General features: G+C 57.9%; 19 protein-coding genes. 8 read left to right on the top strand and 11 right to left on the bottom strand.

Translation table 11 applies throughout. The annotated features are described in order from the left end of the window. Positions 1 to 11: 11 nt before the first annotated feature. From flgJ to IAI51_RS04225, 6 genes are all read right to left on the bottom strand, one after another. Positions 12 to 1,307, bottom strand: a complete 1,296-nt coding sequence (gene flgJ, locus IAI51_RS04250; RefSeq protein ID WP_187677350.1) for a flagellar assembly peptidoglycan hydrolase FlgJ — start codon at positions 1,305 to 1,307, stop codon at positions 12 to 14. A gap of 11 nt (positions 1,308 to 1,318) precedes the next feature. Continuing rightward, positions 1,319 to 2,407, bottom strand: coding sequence for a flagellar basal body P-ring protein FlgI (locus IAI51_RS04245; RefSeq protein ID WP_187677500.1), 1,089 nt, complete (start codon positions 2,405 to 2,407; stop codon positions 1,319 to 1,321). Between the two features lie 27 nt (positions 2,408 to 2,434). Next, entirely contained in the window at positions 2,435 to 3,130 is a 696-nt protein-coding gene (gene flgH, locus IAI51_RS04240) for a flagellar basal body L-ring protein FlgH (protein ID WP_187677349.1), read from the bottom strand. A 52-nt stretch (positions 3,131 to 3,182) separates the two neighbouring features. Then, a complete protein-coding gene (flgG, locus tag IAI51_RS04235) occupies positions 3,183 to 3,968 on the bottom strand; it encodes a flagellar basal-body rod protein FlgG (RefSeq protein ID WP_187677348.1) in 786 nt (261 codons plus the stop codon). Positions 3,969 to 4,013: 45 nt separating this feature from the next. Then, on the bottom strand, positions 4,014 to 4,754 hold the full coding sequence (locus IAI51_RS04230; RefSeq protein ID WP_187677347.1) for a flagellar basal body rod protein FlgF: 741 nt from the start codon (positions 4,752 to 4,754) through the stop codon (positions 4,014 to 4,016). Between the two features lie 286 nt (positions 4,755 to 5,040). Continuing rightward, positions 5,041 to 6,603, bottom strand: coding sequence for a sigma-54-dependent transcriptional regulator (locus IAI51_RS04225; protein WP_187677346.1), 1,563 nt, complete (start codon positions 6,601 to 6,603; stop codon positions 5,041 to 5,043). 329 nt (positions 6,604 to 6,932) lie between these two features. Between IAI51_RS04225 and phhA the strand changes: the two genes are divergently transcribed. The 6 genes from phhA (at position 6,933) to IAI51_RS04200 (ending at position 11,328) form a co-directional block, all read left to right on the top strand. Next, on the top strand, positions 6,933 to 7,724 hold the full coding sequence (gene phhA / locus IAI51_RS04220; protein ID WP_187677345.1) for a phenylalanine 4-monooxygenase: 792 nt from the start codon (positions 6,933 to 6,935) through the stop codon (positions 7,722 to 7,724). Between the two features lie 117 nt (positions 7,725 to 7,841). Next, entirely contained in the window at positions 7,842 to 8,198 is a 357-nt protein-coding gene (locus tag IAI51_RS04215; RefSeq protein WP_003222798.1) for a 4a-hydroxytetrahydrobiopterin dehydratase, read from the top strand. Continuing rightward, a complete protein-coding gene (locus tag IAI51_RS04210) occupies positions 8,198 to 9,391 on the top strand; it encodes an amino acid aminotransferase (RefSeq protein WP_187677344.1) in 1,194 nt (397 codons plus the stop codon). The genes IAI51_RS04215 and IAI51_RS04210 overlap by 1 nt, the downstream gene beginning before the upstream one ends. A gap of 247 nt (positions 9,392 to 9,638) precedes the next feature. Then, on the top strand, positions 9,639 to 9,770 hold the full coding sequence (locus tag IAI51_RS27875; protein WP_262410290.1) for a hypothetical protein: 132 nt from the start codon (positions 9,639 to 9,641) through the stop codon (positions 9,768 to 9,770). A 72-nt stretch (positions 9,771 to 9,842) separates the two neighbouring features. Beyond that, positions 9,843 to 10,025, top strand: coding sequence for a hypothetical protein (locus IAI51_RS04205; RefSeq protein ID WP_187677343.1), 183 nt, complete (start codon positions 9,843 to 9,845; stop codon positions 10,023 to 10,025). A 103-nt stretch (positions 10,026 to 10,128) separates the two neighbouring features. After that, positions 10,129 to 11,328 (top strand): MFS transporter, encoded by a 1,200-nt coding sequence (locus tag IAI51_RS04200; RefSeq protein ID WP_187677342.1) that lies wholly within the window; start codon positions 10,129 to 10,131, stop codon positions 11,326 to 11,328. Here the strand turns inward: IAI51_RS04200 and arfB are convergent. Next, the gene (gene arfB / locus IAI51_RS04195) at positions 11,325 to 11,738 is read right to left on the bottom strand and encodes an alternative ribosome rescue aminoacyl-tRNA hydrolase ArfB (protein ID WP_095050152.1); all 414 of its coding nucleotides are present in this window, start codon (positions 11,736 to 11,738) and stop codon (positions 11,325 to 11,327) included. The genes IAI51_RS04200 and arfB overlap by 4 nt on opposite strands. Positions 11,739 to 11,878: 140 nt before the next feature. On the opposite strand from arfB, the gene queC reads away from it, so the two are divergent. Continuing rightward, on the top strand, positions 11,879 to 12,577 hold the full coding sequence (gene queC, locus IAI51_RS04190; protein ID WP_187677341.1) for a 7-cyano-7-deazaguanine synthase QueC: 699 nt from the start codon (positions 11,879 to 11,881) through the stop codon (positions 12,575 to 12,577). A 64-nt stretch (positions 12,578 to 12,641) separates the two neighbouring features. Here the strand turns inward: queC and IAI51_RS04185 are convergent, their stop codons facing one another. Continuing rightward, positions 12,642 to 13,520 carry a queuosine precursor transporter gene (locus IAI51_RS04185; RefSeq protein WP_187677340.1) on the bottom strand — a complete coding sequence of 293 codons (879 nt, stop codon included), beginning with the start codon at positions 13,518 to 13,520 and terminating at the stop codon, positions 12,642 to 12,644. Beyond that, positions 13,504 to 14,109, bottom strand: a complete 606-nt coding sequence (locus IAI51_RS04180) for a helix-turn-helix transcriptional regulator (RefSeq protein WP_187677339.1) — start codon at positions 14,107 to 14,109, stop codon at positions 13,504 to 13,506. The genes IAI51_RS04185 and IAI51_RS04180 overlap by 17 nt, the downstream gene beginning before the upstream one ends. A 532-nt stretch (positions 14,110 to 14,641) precedes the next feature. Here IAI51_RS04180 and glyA point away from each other — a divergent pair. After that, on the top strand, positions 14,642 to 15,991 hold the full coding sequence (glyA, locus tag IAI51_RS04175) for a serine hydroxymethyltransferase (RefSeq protein ID WP_187677338.1): 1,350 nt from the start codon (positions 14,642 to 14,644) through the stop codon (positions 15,989 to 15,991). Between the two features lie 54 nt (positions 15,992 to 16,045). Here glyA and IAI51_RS04170 read toward each other — a convergent pair whose 3' ends face one another. Together IAI51_RS04170 and rluB are read right to left on the bottom strand one after the other, a co-directional pair. Further along, entirely contained in the window at positions 16,046 to 17,467 is a 1,422-nt protein-coding gene (locus IAI51_RS04170) for an amino acid permease (protein WP_187677337.1), read from the bottom strand. Between the two features lie 819 nt (positions 17,468 to 18,286). Further along, the gene (gene rluB, locus IAI51_RS04165) at positions 18,287 to 19,501 is read right to left on the bottom strand and encodes a 23S rRNA pseudouridine(2605) synthase RluB (protein ID WP_187677336.1); all 1,215 of its coding nucleotides are present in this window, start codon (positions 19,499 to 19,501) and stop codon (positions 18,287 to 18,289) included. Positions 19,502 to 19,611 lie beyond the last annotated feature (110 nt).

Below are 19,611 nucleotides of genomic sequence, written 5' to 3'. Positions count from 1 at the left end.
TACTTTATGTTTTATAGAGGCGTTGTCGAAACGCCCGCCGCAGCGTAGTTCTGGTTAACGTTCATCTGCTTGGCAATCTGCGAAATCTTGCTTGCGTAGTTCGGGTCGGTGGCGTAACCGGCCTTTTGCAACTCGCGTACAAACTGTTCTGGGTTATCGGCCGACTTCAGCACATCTTGATAGCGATTATTGCTCTGCAGCAAAGTCACCAGATCGTGGAAGCTGTCCTTGTACGAGGCATAGGAACGGAACTCGGCCGTCTCCTTGACCATCGCGCCATTACGGAACTCGCTGGTGATTGCCCGGGCCGAATCACCCTTCCAGTTGCTGCTCGCCTTGATACCGAACAGGTTGTGGCTGCTACTGCCATCCTGAGCACGCATGACCGATTTGCCCCAACCGGTTTCCAGTGCGGCTTGCGCCACCAGGTAACGCGGATCGACGCCGATACGAGCGGCGGCTTCCTCGGCCATCGGCAGCATGGTGTTGACGAATTCGTCGGCAGAACTGAAGGCTTTTTTCGCCGGTGCCAATGGAATCTGCGCCATCGCCCGGCCGTAAACCTGCATCTGCCCACCGGAGGCTTTGTCAGCCTCGGCGCGTGCCAGCCAGTCGCCGTTGTACAGCGGACCTGCGCCAGTGGTGGCGGCAGTCGTGGCACGCTGTGGCAATTGCGTTGCGGCGCTTGTCGTGGTGGCCGAAGGCACCAGGCCTGCGAGCAAACGATCGGCCAGTTTCGGCGGCAGAGCCAAACGGCGCTGGTTGATCATTTCCATGTCATTGCGGTGGGCCAGTTGCGTGTTAGGCGCATTGACCGAACGCGAGGCCCACAGCGGACGCTCACCATTGAGGCGCGACAACGGGCCATTGGTGGCGACGGTGCCAGCGGCAATCGGCGTTGCCACGGCAGCGGCCTTGGCTTTGGCTTCTTCCTGCTTGGCGGCGGACGCGGCCGCAGCCTCACCCGGCGCCATTGGTTTGTTCTTCGACATCTGGCGCATCAGCACGTCGGCCAGACCGATACCACCGCCCTCGCGGGACATGGAAACGGCCAGTTGCTGGTCGTACATTTCCTGATACTGCTTGGCGGCCGGCGTGTTGAGAGGATTGTCCTCACCCAGGGCATTGGTCGCCGAACGCATCGATTTGAGCATCTCGCCGAGGAACAGCGATTCGAATTCCTGCGCAACTTTGCGCATGTTCGCATCACTGTCCTTGTCACCGACCTTTAGCTGGTTCAGACGATTGAGGTCAGAGTAAGAACCCGAATCGCTGCTGCTGACCAGACCGCTCTTGCGCATATCCATAGTCGTCGGCCTCAGATCACGATCAGGTCGGCTTGCAACGCGCCGGCCTGCTTCAGTGCTTCGAGAATGGCCATCAAGTCACCCGGTGCCGCGCCGACCTGGTTCACCGCACGGACGATCTCGTCGAGGGTGGTGCCCGGGCCGAACTTGAACATCGGTTTGGCTTCCTGTTCGGCGTTCACGCGGGAACGTGGCACGACAGCGGTCTGGCCGTTGGACAGTGGGCCTGGCTGGCTGACGATCGGGTCTTCAGTAATGGTCACGGTCAGGCTGCCGTGGGTTACGGCGGCCGGCGAGACTTTCACGTTCTGACCGATGACGATGGTGCCGGTGCGCGAGTTGATGATGACTTTCGCCACCGCCTGCCCCGGATCGACTTCGAGGTTTTCCAGGATCGACAGGTAGTCGACACGCTGGCTCGGATCGAGCGGTGCGGTAACGCGGATCGAGCCGCCGTCGATGGCCTGAGCGACACCTGGGCCGAGCATGTCGTTGATCTTGTCGACGATGCGTTTGGCGGTGGTGAAGTCGGAACGGTTGAGGTTCAACGTCAGGCTATTACCCTGATTGAAACCGCTCGGCACCGAGCGCTCCACCGATGCACCGCCAGGGATGCGACCAGCCGACGGAACGTTGACAGTGATCTTCGAGCCGTCTCGACCTTCAGCATCGAAACCGCCCACGACCAGGTTGCCCTGGGCGATTGCATAGACGTTGCCGTCGATACCCTTGAGCGGGGTCAGCAACAGGGTGCCGCCACGCAGGCTCTTAGAGTTACCGATCGAGGCAACGGTGATATCGACCTGTTGGCCTGGCTTGGCAAACGCCGGCAGATCAGCACTGATGGACACCGCCGCGACGTTCTTCAACTGCACGTTGCCCGATCCCGGCGGCACTTTGATACCGAACTGCGAGAGCATGTTGTTGAAGGTCTGCAGGGTGAAGGGGGTTTGCGTTGTCTGGTCACCGGTGCCGTTAAGCCCGACCACCAGGCCGTAACCGATCAATTGGTTGGACCGCACGCCGGAAATGCTGGCGATATCTTTCAGCCGCTCGGCGTGGACACCAAAGGCTGCGGACATCATGGCCGCAGCGAGCATGAGGCTCTTGAAGTTCAACGTAGCCACCTAGAAAGGGAACAGCGGGCTGAGGAAGAAACGGTCGAACCAGCCTGGCTGACTCGCATCGGCAAACGAACCGGTGCCCGAGTAGGTGATGCGCGCGTCGGCGACACGGGTCGACGAAACAGTGTTGTCAGTGGCGATGTCATCGGCACGCACCAGACCGGCGATCCGCACCAGCTCATCGCCCGTGTTGAGGGTCATCCACTTCTCGCCGCGCACGGCGATGATACCGTTGGGCAGTACGTCGGCCACGGTCACGGTGATCGAACCGGTCAGGGTATTGCCCTGCGCAGCCTTGCTGTCGCCCTTGGTCGCGCGGTCAGCGCTGTAGCCGGCGTTCAGGCTCAGGTCATTGCTGCCCAGCGGGTTATTGGTGGTCAGACTGGAACCGAACAACGAAGTCAGGCCGACCGTGGTATCGCTGTTCTTGCCGATCTGCGAGTTAGCGTTTTTGCTCGCCTGGGTTCTCTCGTTCAGGGTGATGGTGATGATGTCACCGACCCGGAACGCCTTGCGATCGCTGTACAGGTTCTGCTCGAAGCCGGCCTGATAGATTGAGCCGTTGTTGGCGGCCGCCGGCAACGGCGTGCGCGGCAACACCGGGGCGTAGTAAGGGTCATTGGGCTTGGGCGTCGGAGCGACACAGCCCGCGAGCGAGACGACTCCACTCAATGCCAGAACAGATACGAAGCGATTCATGACCCTACCTCACGGTGTTGCAGGCGACCTCATGGCCGCCTCATAGACTTGATTACAGATTCTGCGTTACGAACGAGAGCATCTGGTCGGCGGTGGAGATCACCTTGGAGTTCATCTCGTAAGCGCGCTGAGTGGTGATCATGTTGACCATCTCTTCAACGGTGCTGACGTTGGACGTTTCCAGGGTGTTCTGCAGCGTGGTACCGAAACCGTTCAGGCCCGGAGTACCGACTTGCGGCGCGCCGGAAGCAGCGGTTTCCAGGAACAGGTTGTTGCCCACCGCTTGCAGGCCGGCCGGGTTGATGAAGTCGGCGGTTTGCAGGTTGCCAATCACTTGGGAAGCCGGGTTGCCGGCAACGGTGATCGATACGGTGCCGTCACGGCCGACGGTGAAGGTCTGGGCATCGTTCGGAATGACGATGGCTGGTTCCAGAGCGAAACCGCTGGCGTTGACGACCTGGCCATTGGAATCGAGGTGGAAAGTACCGTCACGGGTGTAGGACGTGGTGCCGTCCGGCTGCAGAATCTGGAAGAAACCGCGACCGTCAACGGCCAGGTCCAGCGGCTGTTCGGTGGTTTGCAGGCTGCCGGCGGTGAAGTTTTTCTGCGTGCCGACAATGCGCACACCGGTACCCACTTGCAGACCCGACGGCAGTTCGCTGTCCTGGGTCGACTGGGCGCCTGGCTGACGCTTGATCTGATACAGCAAGTCCTGGAACTCGGCGCGGTCACGTTTGAAACCCGTGGTCGAGACGTTTGCCAGGTTGTTGGAAATGGTGGTCAAGTTGGTGTCCTGGGCGGACAGACCGGTTTTGGCAACCCATAGAGCCGGAAGCATTCGATTCTCCTCGTGCGCCTGTTTTACGGCGCGACGTTCTGATAATTAGCTGATCTGCAAGACCCGAGCCATGGCCTGGTCGTCGTCTTTGGCGGTGTTCATCATCTTGACGTGCAACTCGAACTGCTTGGCCAGGGCCAGCACCGAAGTCATTTCTTCCACGGCATTGACGTTGCTCGACTCCAGGAAACCCGACACCAGTTTGACGTTGGCATCGATCGGCGCAGGCTGGCCGTCCTTGGTGTAGATCGAGCCGTCGAGGCCCTTGTTCATGTTCTTGATGTCCGGGTTGACCAGTTTGATCCGGTCGACTTCCGCCATGACGCGCGGGCCTTCGCCCATCGCACGAATACTGATGGTGCCGTCTTCGCCGACTTCGATCTGCTGCTCGGGTGGCACGGCGATCGGACCGCCATTGCCCATCACCGGCATGCCGTTGCCTGCACGCAGGACGCCGAGGGCGTCGACATTCAGGCTGCCGGTGCGCACGTAGCTTTCGCCACCGTTGGGATTCTGCACGGCGATCCAGCCATTGCCGGTCACGGCGACGTCGAGGTCACGGCCGGTCTGCACCAGCGAGCCTGGCGTGAAATCAGTGGCGGGCCGTTCGCTCAGGGCAAACGCGCGCGCCGGAAAGCTGTCACCAAACACCGGCATCGAACGCGCCTGCTCCAGGTCGCGCTGAAAACCGTTGGTGGAGATGTTCGCCAGGTTGTTGGCATGAGCCTTCTGCGCCAGTGCGTTCTGGCTGGCGCCGGTCATTGCCACATAAAGGTACTTGTCCACACTCTTTCCTCTGCATGCCGGACGTTTGCCGCCCACCGCTGTACTGCTGAGCCATAAGCAATTTGCAGACCAACTTTTTTCTGGCGGCTTGAGGCCCGGCAAACAAAGGACTTGAGGGGTATTGCGGGGAATTGGGAAATGTATCGAAGTCGAAAAACCGGCGGTGTTATGCCGCTTCGCGGCAATGGATCAAAAAATCGCAGCGTGCCGCAGCTCCTACAGGAATCCGCATTCCAACTGTAGAAGCTGCCGAAGGTTCGGGCCGCGTTCGGACGATCTTTTGATCTCAGGCTTCAGGCTCTTTGCCCACCTCATACTCACGCAACTTATTGGCAATGGTCGTATGCGAAACGCCAAGGCGCTTACCCAGTTGCCGACTGCTCGGGTGCTCGGAATACAGACGTTCCAGCACGGCCTTCTCAAACCGCCCGACGATCTCGTCCAGCCCACCCTCAAGGGAAAAATCGCCAAGTGGCTGACGCACGCCATAATCCGGCAGACGAATATGCTCGGCCTTGACCGTGCCGCCATCACACAGCGACACCGCCTGAAACAGCACGTTCTCCAACTGCCGCACATTACCCGGCCAGTGATAATGACTGAGCCGATCCATTGCCGCCGGCGCCAGTTTTGGTAGCGAGCAGCCGATCTGCCGACTGGCCTGATCGAGGAAGTGCTCGACCAGCGGTGTCAAACCGTCGAGGCATTCGCGCAGCGGCGGAATGTGCAGAGAAAGCACGTTCAAGCGGTGGTACAAATCCTGACGAAACTCGCCGCGAGCGCACAACTCGGACAAGTCCACCTGTGTTGCGCAGATCACCCGCACATCCAGATAAACCTCTTCATCGCTGCCGACGCGACGGAAGCAGCCGTCCTGTAAGAAGCGCAGCAATTTCACCTGCAAGCGCGGGCTCATTTCGCCGACACCATCGAGAAACAACGTGCCGCCCGCCGTCAACTCCAGCAGACCGAGCTTGCCTTCAGCGCGTGCGCCTTCGAAAGCACCGGGGCCATAGCCGAACAGCTCGGTCTCGGCCATCGACTCCGGCAGGCCAGCGCAGTTGAGCGCCATCAGCGGCGATTGTCCGCGCGGACTGGCGAGGTGACAGGCGCGTGCCAGCAACTCCTTGCCGGTGCCGGTTTCGCCTTCTATCAATAGAGGTGCATCGAGGGGCGCCATGCGACGCGCTTCGCGCACCACCGCCGCCATGACTTTCGAGCTTTGGAAGATGCTGTCGAAACCGCGCAACTCCTGCTTGCGCACGTTATAGATGCGCTCGCCGACACGGTCGGCGCGATGCAAGGTCAGCACCGCACCGGCCATCGCTTCGCTGTCGTCGTGCTCCGATTGCAGCGGAGCGATGTCGGCGAGAAAAACGTCGCCCTTGACCTTGACCCGCATGCCGTTGATTCGCGATTTATTGGCACGCACCAGTTCCGGCAGGTCGAAGTCCTCGGCATAGCGTGACAGCGGAATCCCCGGCACCTCGTCGACCCGCACGCCGAGCAACTGCGCCGCCGCGCGGTTGGCGGCGACAATCGAGCCACCCATATCGATCGACAACACCGGAAATTCCAGCGCACCGAGCAGTGCGTTCAACTCCATGTGCCGGCGCTCGCTGGGCATCAGCCCTACCCGCTTGACACCGAACACCCCGGCAATCGATTCGAACTTCGGCCGCAACGCCTGGAACTGGATGTTGATCAGGTTCGGGCAATGCAGATAAATCGCGTTGCCATGCTCACCACCAACCTCGCCGCGCGCGACGTTGATCCCGTACGCCACCAACAAGTTGAGAATGTCGCGCAGGATGCCGATGCGGTTCTGGCAGTGGACTTTGATGCGCATAGAAAAGGCCCGACAAAAATGGGGTGAACGCATTTCCTGTGGGAGCGAGCTTGCTCGCTCCCACAGTGTATTGCGGCGCGCCTCAGCCTCATTTTTCTGATGAGGCGCGCAGATAGTCGTCAAGATTATGTGACACCTATCGACCTTTTCAAACCCGAAAATCGCCGTAAACGCGAAGCGGACTACAATCCGTAACGAAAACTTTACGAAAATTGACGAACTTTCCTACAAGCAGTCGATTCAACCTGCTGCACATCAACACGCTCTCGGGTAATTCTGAGTCCATCGCTGGACATAACAAGAACGAATTCCCCTAGCAGGAGAGCAGTATGAAGCAGACGCAATACGTGGCCCGCGAGCCCGATGCGCAAGGTTTTATCGACTACCCCGCCGAAGAACACGCGGTGTGGAACACGCTGATCACTCGCCAACTGAAAGTGATCGAAGGTCGTGCGTGCCAGGAATACCTGGACGGTATCGAAAAACTCGGTCTGCCCCACGACCGCATTCCGCAACTTGGCGAGATCAACAAGGTGCTCGGCGAGACCACCGGTTGGCAGGTCGCGCGCGTTCCGGCACTGATTCCGTTCCAGACCTTCTTTGAATTGCTCGCCAGCAAACAATTTCCCGTGGCCACCTTTATTCGCACCCACGAAGAGCTGGACTACCTGCAAGAGCCGGACATTTTCCACGAGATCTTTGGTCACTGCCCGCTGCTGACCAACCCGTGGTTTGCCGAATTCACCCACACCTACGGCAAGCTCGGCCTGCAAGCCACCAAGGAAGAGCGCGTGTATCTCGCGCGCCTGTACTGGATGACCATCGAATTCGGGCTGGTCGACACCCCGCAAGGCAAACGCATCTACGGCGGCGGCATCCTCTCCTCACCGAAAGAAACTGTTTACTCGCTGTCGGACGAGCCCGAGCATCAGACCTTCGATCCGCTGGAAGCCATGCGCACGCCTTATCGCATCGACATCCTGCAACCGCTGTACTTTGTCCTGCCGAACCTCAAGCGTCTGTTCGACGTGGCCCATGAAGACATCATGGCCATGGTCAAGCAAGGCATGCAGCTGGGATTGCATGCACCGAAATTTCCGCCGAAGCCGAAAGCCGCGTGATCCGCGACTTTTGCTGACAATTGAGTCTGTCAGTCGTCGCGGCTTTGGTTTAGCGTGACGGCATTGGCGACCGTAAAAGCTCTTACAAAAAAGACACCCGTTCTCAGGAATCAAACCATGTCAACTTTGAACCAAGCCCACTGCGAAGCCTGCCGCGCCGATGCGCCACAAGTCAGCGACGAAGAACTGCCGATCCTGATCAAGCAGATCCCAGATTGGAACATCGAAGTTCGCGACAGCATCATGCAGCTGGAAAAAGTCTTCCTGTTCAAGAATTTCAAGCACGCGCTGGCGTTCACCAACGCCGTCGGCGAAATCTCCGAGGCCGAAGGTCACCACCCGGGCCTGCTGACCGAGTGGGGCAAAGTGACCGTGACCTGGTGGAGCCACTCGATCAAAGGCTTGCACCGCAACGACTTCATCATGGCCGCGCGCACTGACGAAGTGGCCAAGACCGCAGAAGGACGCAAGTAATGCACTTCGACGCCATCGGCCGGGTGCCCGGCGACCCGATCCTCGGTTTGATGGAGGCTTATGCGCAGGATGCCAATCCGCGCAAATTCGACCTCGGCGTTGGCGTCTACAAGGATGCCCAAGGCCTGACCCCCATCCCTGAAGCGGTGAAAATCGCCGAAGCGCGGCTGGTCGAAAGCCAGGACACCAAAACCTACATCGGTGGCCACGGCAACCCGCTGTTCGGCAAAGTCATCAATGAGCTTGTGCTGGGTGGCGACTCGAAACTTATCGCCGAACAGCGTGCCGGCGCCACCCAGACCCCGGGTGGCACCGGTGCCCTGCATCTGGCTGCCGACTTCATCGCCCAATGCCTGCCAGGCAAAGGCGTGTGGTTGAGCAACCCGACCTGGCCGATCCACGAAACCATTTTCGCCACGGCTGGCGTCAAGGTCAGTCACTACCCTTACGTGGGCAGTGACAACCGTCTCGACGTCGACGCCATGCTCGCCGTGCTCAACGAAGTGCCGAAAGGTGATGTGGTGCTGCTGCACGCGTGCTGCCACAACCCGACCGGGTTCGACCTGAGCCACGACGACTGGCAGCGCGTGCTGGACGTGGTGCGCCGTCGCGACCTGCTGCCACTGATCGACTTTGCCTACCAAGGCTTTGGCGACGGTCTGGAGCAGGATGCGTGGTCGACCCGCTTGTTCGCCGCGCAAGTGCCGGAGTTGCTGATCACCAGTTCCTGCTCGAAGAACTTCGGCCTGTATCGCGACCGTACCGGTGCGCTGATCGTCTGCGCGAAAACCGCCGACAAGCTCATCGACATCCGCAGCCAACTGGCCAACATCGCCCGCAACCTGTGGTCAACGCCACCGGATCACGGCGCGGCCGTGGTCGCGACCATCCTTGCCGACCCGGAGCTGAAAAGCCGCTGGGCCGACGAGGTGGAAGCCATGCGTTTGCGCATCGCGCAGTTGCGTAGTGGTTTGGTGGAAGCGCTGGAGCCGCACGGTCTGCGCGAGCGTTTTGCACACATTGGCGTGCAGCGCGGGATGTTCTCTTACACCGGCCTGTCGCCGGAGCAAGTGAAACAACTGCGCGAGCATCACAGCGTGTACATGGTGAGTTCGGGCCGGGCGAACGTGGCCGGTATCGATGCGACACGTCTGGCGCTGCTGGCCGAGGCCATAGCCAACGTCTGCAAGTAACACCGCAATACCCCTGTAGGAGCTGCCGGAGGCTGCGATCTTTTGATCTTGTTTTAAAAGCAGGATCAAAAGATCGCAGCCGTCGGCAGCTCCTACATTTGTTTCGGCGACCTGCCTCCCTGCGGCCATTTGTCGCAATAATTCGAATTAAAAGTCTGATTGTCATTTTTCCTGCTGTATCCTGCGCAGGCTTTCTAAAAGCGCGGATCTACCAGATCTATCAACAGACTTAGCGAGGAGCGCAACCATGCACGAGATTCCTAATCTCCCCTTCCCAAGCCTGCACGTACCTGAGCAGACGACCACGCAACAAGCCGGTGCCCAACAGCCCGAGTCGAAAGAAGCCGTTGAGAGCCGCCCGGCCGACAGCGAAGAGTAAAACCCGCCGTACAGACCGTGTGGAAAGCGCTAACATGCGCTTTCCACACTGCCTGAATGCCCGAGCCCTGCCATGACCGACGAATTCTCCGAAAACCAAGCCGCCGTTCTGATCGGTGCCACCGAGAAAATGATCGAGATCTGGAGCCGACTCTCCCCCGAAAAACAGGCCGCTCTGCTCGCCCGTTTTGGCAGCGAAGAAAACGCCCTCGCCGCACTGGTCACCACGCAACTGGTCGCCCCGGCCAAACCCTGAAACCGCCGTCCGGCAAATAGTTTTACTTTTCCCAGCCCCAGAGCCGTTCGCGTCGGTATCATAAGCAGCCTATCTAATCTGCTGCTCCCGTGGACCTTTACCCATGTCGTTCTCCAAGTCAGAGCCCCAGCGCCCCCTGGCGGTCACGCTGCAAGTCGTTTCCATCGTCCTCTTCACTTTCATCGGCTACCTGAACATCGGCATTCCGCTGGCTGTATTGCCGGGCTATGTCCACAGCGACTTGGGTTTCGGCGCGGTAATCGCCGGCCTGGTGATCAGCGTCCAATACCTCGCCACCCTGCTCAGCCGCCCTTACGCCGGCAAGATCATTGATAACAAGGGCAGCAAACTCGCGGTGATGTATGGCTTGGCCGGTTGCGGCTTGAGCGGTGTGTTCATGCTGATTTCGGCGTGGACACCGAACATGCCGATGCTCAGCCTGATCAGCCTGTTGATCGGTCGACTGGTGCTGGGCAGCGCGGAAAGCCTGGTCGGTTCCGGCTCGATTGGCTGGGGTATCGGCCGCGTCGGCGCGGCGAACACCGCCAAGGTGATCTCGTGGAACGGCATCGCCAGTTACGGCGCACTGGCCGTCGGCGCACCGTTCGGGGTGTGGCTGGTCGGCCAACTTGGCTTGTGGAGCATGGGCGTCAGCATCATTTTGCTGGCGGCGTTAGGCCTGCTGCTGGCATGGCCTAAGACTGCCGCGCCGATTGTCGTCGGTGAGCGTCTGCCGTTCATGCATGTGTTGGGACGGGTCTTTCCTCACGGTTGCGGACTGGCGCTGGGTTCGATCGGCTTCGGCACCATCGCCACCTTCATTACCCTGTATTACGCCACTCAGCATTGGGACAACGCGGTGCTGTGCTTGAGTCTGTTCGGCGCCAGCTTCATCGGCGCGCGCCTGCTGTTCGGCAACCTGATCAACCGCCTCGGCGGCTTCCGCGTGGCGATTGCCTGCCTGTCGGTTGAAACCCTTGGCCTGTTGCTGTTGTGGCTCGCGCCGGATGCGCACTGGGCATTGGCCGGTGCGGCATTGAGCGGTTTCGGCTTCTCGCTGGTGTTCCCGGCGCTGGGTGTGGAAGCAGTGAATCTGGTTCCAGCGTCGAGTCGCGGCGCAGCAGTCGGCGCCTATTCGTTGTTCATCGACTTATCGCTGGGGATCACTGGACCGGTGGCCGGGGCAATTGCTGCCGGATTCGGCTTCGCCTCGATCTTCCTGTTCGCCGCCCTCGCCTCCCTGAGTGGGTTGGCGTTGAGCGTGTATCTGTACAAGCACACCGCAAAATACCGGGAAGACTAGAAATCCACCTTGCCACGCCCGGCCTTGATACTGCCGCGCTTGGTTTTCGACTCGAGCCGACGCTTCTTCGAGCCGAGCGTCGGCTTGGTCGGACGGCGTTTCTTTTCGACTTTGGTGGCGCTGAGGATCAGCTCGACCAGACGCTCAAGTGCATCGGCACGGTTGGCTTCCTGCGTGCGGTACTGCTGGGCCTTGATGATCAACACGCCATCGCTGGTGATGCGACTGTCGCGCAACGCCAGCAGCCGTTCCTTGTAGAACTCGGGCAAGGACGAGGCCGGAATATCGAAGCGAAGGTGCACGGCGCTGGAGACCTTGTTGACGTTCTGCCCCCCGGCGCCCTGGGCGCGAATGGCCGTCAATTCGATCTCGGCATCCGGCAGATGCACGTTGTTGGAAATCACCAGCATGGAAAAGCGTCCGTATTCAGAACGCGCAGGATACCGCGAAACAGATTCCAAGCCTGCTCGCCATTTGAATCAGGCCGCCGCCATGTTTGAGTTACCATTCCAGATCTTGCCCTTACTACATCAATGCAGGAAGCATAAGCATGACCAACAAAGCAGTTATCGTTTTCAGCGGCGGACAGGACTCAACCACCTGTTTGATCCACGCACTGACTCATTACGATGAAATACACTGCATCACGTTTGACTACGGTCAGCGTCATATCGCCGAAATTGAAGTCGCGCAGCATCTTTCCAAAAAGCTCGGCGTGACCGTGCATAAAACCCTTGATGTGTCCTTGCTCAATGAGCTGGCGATCAGCAGCCTCACGCGCGACAACATTCCGGTCCCGACCGTGAATAGCTCCGGAGAAAGCCTGCCAAGCACTTTCGTGCCGGGAAGAAACATTCTTTTTCTGACCCTGGCTTCAATCTATGCCTATCAAGTTCAGGCTAAGACGGTCATTACCGGTGTTTGTGAAACAGACTTCTCTGGTTACCCCGATTGCCGGGATGAATTCGTCAAGGCACTGAATAAAGCCCTTGAGCTAGGCATGGATTATCAGTTGCAACTTGAAACGCCACTGATGTGGCTGAACAAGGCAGAGACCTGGGCCTTGGCGGATTACTATAACCAGCTGGAACTGGTTCGCGAACAAACACTGACCTGTTACAACGGCATCAAAGGCAGCGGATGTTCCGATTGCGATGCATGTCATCTTCGCGCGAAAGGGCTGAATGAGTTTCTGACCAACAAAGAACAGGTTACGCGCAGCCTGAAAGCGAAACTGAGTTTGAAGTAAACCCACAGCAAGAAGCGCTCACTAAAGCATGAAAACATCATACCCAGTGAGCGCCATCCTTCATTTATTGCGTCTGCGCACCTGTCAGATATTTCTTGAACAAAGACCTCGCGCCGTAGGCTGGCAAAATATTAAAAAACGCGAAGCCTACCTTTATCGCAATCTGAACATAGATCATGCCGAGTATCGCGCTGTTCTCCATCGTTCCGTAAAAAGCGATATAGCAGAATAGAAAACTATCGATGATCACCGCAAACAACGTACTTAAGAACACTCGCAAAAACAGAAATCTGGAATTGGTGAGTTCTTTTATCTTGCACAACAAATATGAATTTATATTCTCGGAAACCAGAAACGAAACCGAAGAGGCTACCAGGACTGCAGAGAGTTGACTGATAACATCATTGTAAGCACCATCAAGCTTCCAACCCGGCAGCCCTGGAAGATGGGTAGTAATGGCCAGCAAGATGATAATGGCCGCATTACTGATGAAAGCAAAGAGAATCGCCTTTCGCGCGAGCCTGAGGCCGAACGTCTCATTCAGCAGGTCAACGATCAGAAACGTCAGCGGATAAAGAAAGGTCCCCGGCGTGACGACAATATCAAAATATTCCAGATAGATCGGCTTCGTAGCGGCAATACTGGTAAAGATGTAAAGCGTGAACAGCATCAGGTTCAGGATGATGTAGATCATCCAGGAACTCTCGTGACGGTCATTTATTTCGTAGGCGGTGAGCGCTCCGCCCTGGGAATAAAACTTCTTGTACAGGTTTTTCACTTCTATTTTATTTAGATTATCCATAATCTCACTATTCAACACTTCACTTAGCTTTATTTTGATTACTTTTCCGGTCGCAATAACCATAATGACGGCCAGGCTTTTTCCATTTTCAAACCCTAGCAGCTTGTACTTGCTGTTTTCCGTTTCAACGCTGCAGTCCATTAAATCGTTCCTCGATTATATCCCCGATAACACAAACACGATCAGAGCCAGCGTCAACTTCATGGGTAATAAACATTTTGCCTGTGAGTTTGTCATACACCAGCTTTTCCTTATCGCTGCTCGCCACCCCCTTCTGCACGATCAATAAGTCGCCCGGCTCATTCATACCCCTGATCTCATTCTCCAGCAGCACGCCTATCAAGTTGAAGGATGTACCGAAGTAGTAAGTCAGTGGGTAAATCGTGGCCAGCTCACCAATTCTTTTGTCAAGACTCTGGACAACCAGGCTTTCCTTTATCACTGGCACGGCCGCTGGGTTCATGTTTCCCTGCGGCGAAATGCTGCTGTCTATTATTTCTTTCTCTTCAAAGTCGATCGTCTCTATTTCCTCATAAGAAACCCCGAAGAAATCAGAAATCTTGCGGACAGTGGCGTGCTGTACATTGACCACCTTGCCCTCAAGAATGTTGTAGATGGTCGTTCTGGTCAATCCACTGGAATTGCACAGAGACAACTGCGTCTCGCCCCTGCTCTTTATCAAGTATTTGATATTGTTTTTCAGATTCTCCGATCTTTCTCTTCTGTGCATAAAATGCTTACCATCTTTTTATAAAGGCAATTGGAAACACGCCACGAGTGATCATTCAGTGGTCACAGGCAAACTATGCAGATAGTTGTACTGGTGTTAGAGCCGCGAGAGATCATAGCATTCTCCATCCTTGGTTTCGGTACAAAAAGTCATCTGAAAAACAGCGCATGGTGCAGCTTCGCAGGATCACTTCGCAATCTGTAATGACTCGTTAATTCACTTGGCCTCCCCCCGAGGCTTGGAGCGCCCAAGCTCCCGACCTGCAGTTCTACACCCACCTACCGGACAAAAAGAATCATTTTCTTTGAACAATGTTCATTTTTTTGATTAATTTTTCTGGCGTTCCCCAGTGAAAAATCTATGATGCGTCGAGCAACCCGCTCCTCCACCAACAAACGGCGGCCATGGAAACGGGTTATTCATACAGGGATAAGTTTGCGCGTACTGACGCCAAAACACGGAATCCAACTGTATAGCGCTCAGCCAACACGGACGTACGCAAACACGCGAAACCAGGGAAGGAATAGCAATCATGGCAGTCACTACCGAACCGCTTGTAAACCAGGCTTACCTAATGCAACGAGGCCTGGCGGAACTTCGAACGGAAGATGCCGAACTGGCGGCGATCCTCGACGCTGAAGTCGCACGCCAACACCAAACATTGTCACTGGTCTCTTCCTCCTGCGCAGTCAAGCCTCGTACTTTGGTGGCATCCGCGTCAGCGCTGGTCAACGTGACGGCCGAGGGCATGCCCGGCAGGCGCTATAACACAGGGTGCGAGAACGTCGATCTGGTCGAGTCGCTGGCCATCCGCAGAGCTCGGGAGCTGTTCGGCGCCCAGTACGCAAACGTCCAATCACACTCGGCATCGAACGCCACTTACCAGGTGCTTACTGCTTTGCTCGAGCCGGGCGATACCCTGCTGGGAATGGCCGTTGAACACGGCGGGGATCTCACCCACGGCAGCTCAAAAGCCTTCTCGGGCGCCTACTACAAAGCGATTCAGTACGGGACGACTTCAGAGGGTGTCATCGACTACGACAATGTGCGCAGACTGGCCCTTGCTCACCGCCCGCGCATCATCATGTGCGGCGCAACAGCGTATTCGCGGGCCGTGGATTTCGAGCGCTTTCGCGAAATTGCCGATGAAGCCGGGGCCATTCTGCTCGCTGACATTTCGCATATCGCCGGACTGGTTGCCACGGGCCGGCATCCCAGCCCGATCGACGTCGCACACATCACGACGACCTGCACACACAAGCAACTGGCGGGACCTCGCGGCGGGTTGATCCTCTCGGGTCGTGACGCGAACACCAAGGTTCCCGGCTTGCGGATAACCTTCCGTCGCGCCCTCGATCAAGCGGTGTTTCCACAAATGCAGGGCGCGCCAGCCGTCAACATGATCGCGGCCAAGGCTGCCGCGCTGGGCTACGCAATGTCTGCAGAGTTCGACGCGTATATGGGGCGGATTCGCAGCGCGGCAGATGAACTCGTCAGTGCGTTTCACGCCCATGATTACGAAGTAGTGGGCGGGCGCAGTGAAAACCACACCGTGCTGATTCGCTTGCGTGGCGGCATTACTGGTGCCATTGCCGAGTCGGCGCTGGAGCGCTGCGGGATCATCGTCAACAAACATCGTGTTCCCGGCGAGACCCGACCTGCCCTCATTACCAGCGGGTTGCGCATCGGCACCGGTTCGATGGCGCAACGTCACATCGACGGCAAGGGATGCCGTGAAGTCGTCGATTTGATCTGCCAGATCCTCGACAAGGTGACGCCGCTCGGCGAGCTGGAGTACACACTGGAGCCCTCGTTACAGGAGCAATTCCGTTCTCAGGTCGAAGCGTTGTGCAAGGCCTATCCCATCGCCGATTACGTATAACGGCGAACACAAAAAACCCGGCACTTGGCCGGGTTTGTTGTTTTTGCGGTTGGCTTACTTCGCCGCCGAACCCGCCGCGTGCAACGCCTGCTGCGCACCACGCTTGTTTTTGATCACGTAGCAGCCCCACATGAACACAACCCACACCGGAATCGCGTAGACCGAGATCTGGATGCCTGGGATCAGCAGCATCACACCAAGGATGAACGCTACGAATGCCAGGCAAATGTAGTTGCCGTACGGATACCACAGGGCCTTGAACAGCGGCGTCTGCTTGGTCTTGTTCATGTGCTGGCGGAACTTGAAGTGCGAGAAGCTGATCATCGCCCAGTTGATCACCAGGGTCGCCACTACCAGCGACATCAGCAACTCCAGCGCGTGTTGCGGGATCAGATAGTTGAGCAGCACCGCCACCAGCGTCACCGCCGCCGAAGCGAGGATCGAACGCACTGGCACGCCGCGCTTGTCGATCTTCGCCAGACCTTTCGGCGCGTCGCCCTGCTCGGCCATGCCCAGCAACATACGGCTGTTGCAGTAGGTGCCGCTGTTGTACACCGACAGCGCTGCGGTCAGCACCACGAAATTGAGGATGTGTGCGGCGGTGTTGCTGCCAAGCATCGAGAACACTTGCACGAACGGGCTACCGCTATAGGAGTCGCCGGACGCGTTGAGGGTTTCCAGCAGGCTGTCCCACGGGGTCAGCGACAGCAGGATAACCAAGGCGCCGATGTAGAAAATCAGGATCCGGTAGATCACCTGGTTGATCGCTTTCGGGATCACGGTTTTCGGCTTGTCGGCTTCGGCTGCGGTGAAACCGAGCATTTCCAGACCGCCGAAGGAGAACATGATGATCGCCATGGCCATCACCAGGCCGCTGACGCCGTTGGGGAAGAAGCCGCCGTGAGCCCACAGGTTGCTGACCGAGGCCTGCGGGCCACCATGGCCGCTGACCAGCAGGTAGCTACCCAGCGCGATCATGCCGACGATTGCCACGACCTTGATGATCGCGAACCAGAATTCGGCTTCACCGAAGACTTTGACGTTGGCCAGGTTGATCGCATTGATCAGCACGAAGAATGCAGCGGCGGAAACCCAGGTCGGGATATCCGGCGCCCAGTAATGAATGTATTTGCCGACCGCAGTCAGCTCGGACATGCCCACCAGAATGTACAGAATCCAGCAGTTCCAGCCCGACAGAAAGCCGGCGAAGCCGCCCCAGTACTTGTGCGCAAAATGACTGAAGGAACCGGCCACCGGCTCTTCGACAATCATTTCGCCGAGCTGGCGCATGATCATGAAGGCGATGAAGCCGCAGATGGCGTAGCCGAGGATCATCGACGGGCCAGCGGATTTCAGCACCCCGGCCGAGCCGAGGAACAATCCGGTACCGATCGCGCCACCGAGGGCGATCAGTTGAATATGGCGATTTTTCAGGCCGCGTTTCAGCTCGCCTGATTGCGAGGGTTGTCCACTCATGAAAAAGGTCTCACGCAAGGTTTGATGATGTTCAGTAGACGTTGCTGCAAGGTTGCGATTTCAAGCAGCCCCGATCAAACCCCAGCGCAGGCACCAGGAGTTCAGCTTTTTTACAACGGTCATGCGTCACCTGTTTGTTTTTATCTGTGACGAAATCGAACCCGACACGCTTGTGGCGCGGCGGAGTGAACAAGGCGGGTAGCCTTGAGATTTGCGCGATTACGCAGAGGGTCACAGTTAAAACGCGGCGCATTGTACACCGCTAACCCCCTGCTGCCAGACTCCGCTGGATCAGCGTGTCGGTTGCCGGGATTGCGTGTGTCCGCCTCGAGACGCTCGAGCGGCTGCAAAAATTGAGTCAGACCTTTGCAGGTCATCGACGGGGACGAGGGGAAAACCGTCCCACGGTGAGAAGTGGAGATCAGTCACGGCGTTCATTGCGCCTCCTTCTTGTTATGCACCTGCACGACAGGCATGGGACGCATCTCACCCTTCCAGCGCAGCTGAAACAAGCGTGCCAGAGCCTTGCACAACACCCAGCTGGGCGAGCTCCGGCAGTTTTTCCTTACAGCTTCGGCGCACGTTGTCATTCATTGGGTTTTCGCGTGGTTTTCGTAAATATTTCTTTACGAGGCGTAACGTGAAATTTCCATTTCAGAATTTCCTGTCAGACGTCTGCACGTTGACGGTGGTTTGCGCTGGATGACAATCCGCTGGCTGATGGGCGTTTTGTTTCCAAGTGAGCGGAAATATTTTTGCCAGACGAAAAAAAACGCCAACCCTGCGGTTGGCGTTTTTTCATTCAGTCACTGAATCCGATCACTCAGGCTTCTTGCGACCGAACCCCGGACGCTGGCCAGAACCGGCCGGTGCGCCACGGCGATTCCCCGACGGCTTGTCACCGTCAACAAGCTTGATGCCCGGACGCTTCGGCGCCGGTTTGGCCGGACGCTTGTTGTTGGTGTCAGCAGGACGATCCGCTACCGGTGTACCGCGACCGGCAGGTGCACGGCCTTCGCCACGCTCGGTACGGCCGCGTGGAGCGCGCTCGCCATCCGGACGCGCGGCAGGCTTGCGACCCGGGCGCTCACCTTCGATCTGCGGCTCGCGGCCTGGACGTGGGCCGGTCGGCGCGCCAGCGGCTGGACGCAGGGTGCGCACGCGCTCGGTCTTGGCCATCGGCCGCGACGATTTGCGCTGCATACGCTCAAGCTTGTCTTTGCTCTTGGCGTTCAGTTGTGGCATCGCTACCGGCGTCAGACCGACTTCAGCACTGAGGATGTCGACTTCGTACTGGCTCATTTCGCGCCAGCGGCCCATCGGCAGGTCGGAGTTGAGGAACACCGGGCCGAAACGCACGCGCTTCAGACGGCTGACAACGAGACCTTGCGACTCCCACAGACGACGAACCTCACGGTTACGACCTTCCATGACCACGCAGTGATACCAGTGGTTGAAACCTTCGCCGCCCGGAGCCTGCTTGATGTCGGTGAACTTGGCCGGGCCGTCTTCCAGCACAACGCCGGCCTTCAGACGCTCGATCATTTCGTCATCGACTTCACCGCGTACACGCACGGCGTATTCACGGTCCATCTCGTAGGACGGGTGCATCAGGCGGTTGGCCAGTTCACCGTCGGTGGTGAACATCAACAGACCGGTGGTGTTGATGTCGAGGCGACCGATGTTGATCCAGCGTCCTTCTTTAGGACGTGGCAGCTTGTCGAACACGGTCGGACGGCCTTCCGGGTCGTCACGGGTGCAGATCTCGCCATCGGGTTTGTTGTACATGATCACGCGGCGTACCGACTCGGCAGCTTCTTCACGCTTGATCACCTTGCCATCAATGGTGATGGCGTCGTGCATGTCGACGCGCAGGCCGAGGGTGGCGTCTTTGCCATTGACCTTGATCCGGCCTTGGCTGATCCAGGCTTCTACGTCGCGGCGTGAGCCGACGCCGATACGGGCGAGGACTTTCTGCAGTTTTTCGCCTGCTGGGCCGATTTCCTGGTCGTCTTTCTGAATGATGTCGCTCATCTGGGCACCTCCCGGTGTGGTCTGTTCAGGCGGCGCCTGAAGCATTGAAAACTGTTTGCTTTGCCGAAGGGATCGGCGAAGGGTCGCGAATCATACGCGGATGTGGGCCA

This window comes from Pseudomonas sp. N40(2020) (genome assembly GCF_014472415.1).
Classification (GTDB): domain Bacteria; phylum Pseudomonadota; class Gammaproteobacteria; order Pseudomonadales; family Pseudomonadaceae; genus Aquipseudomonas.
This window is presented reverse-complemented; position numbering and strand designations above follow the sequence as displayed.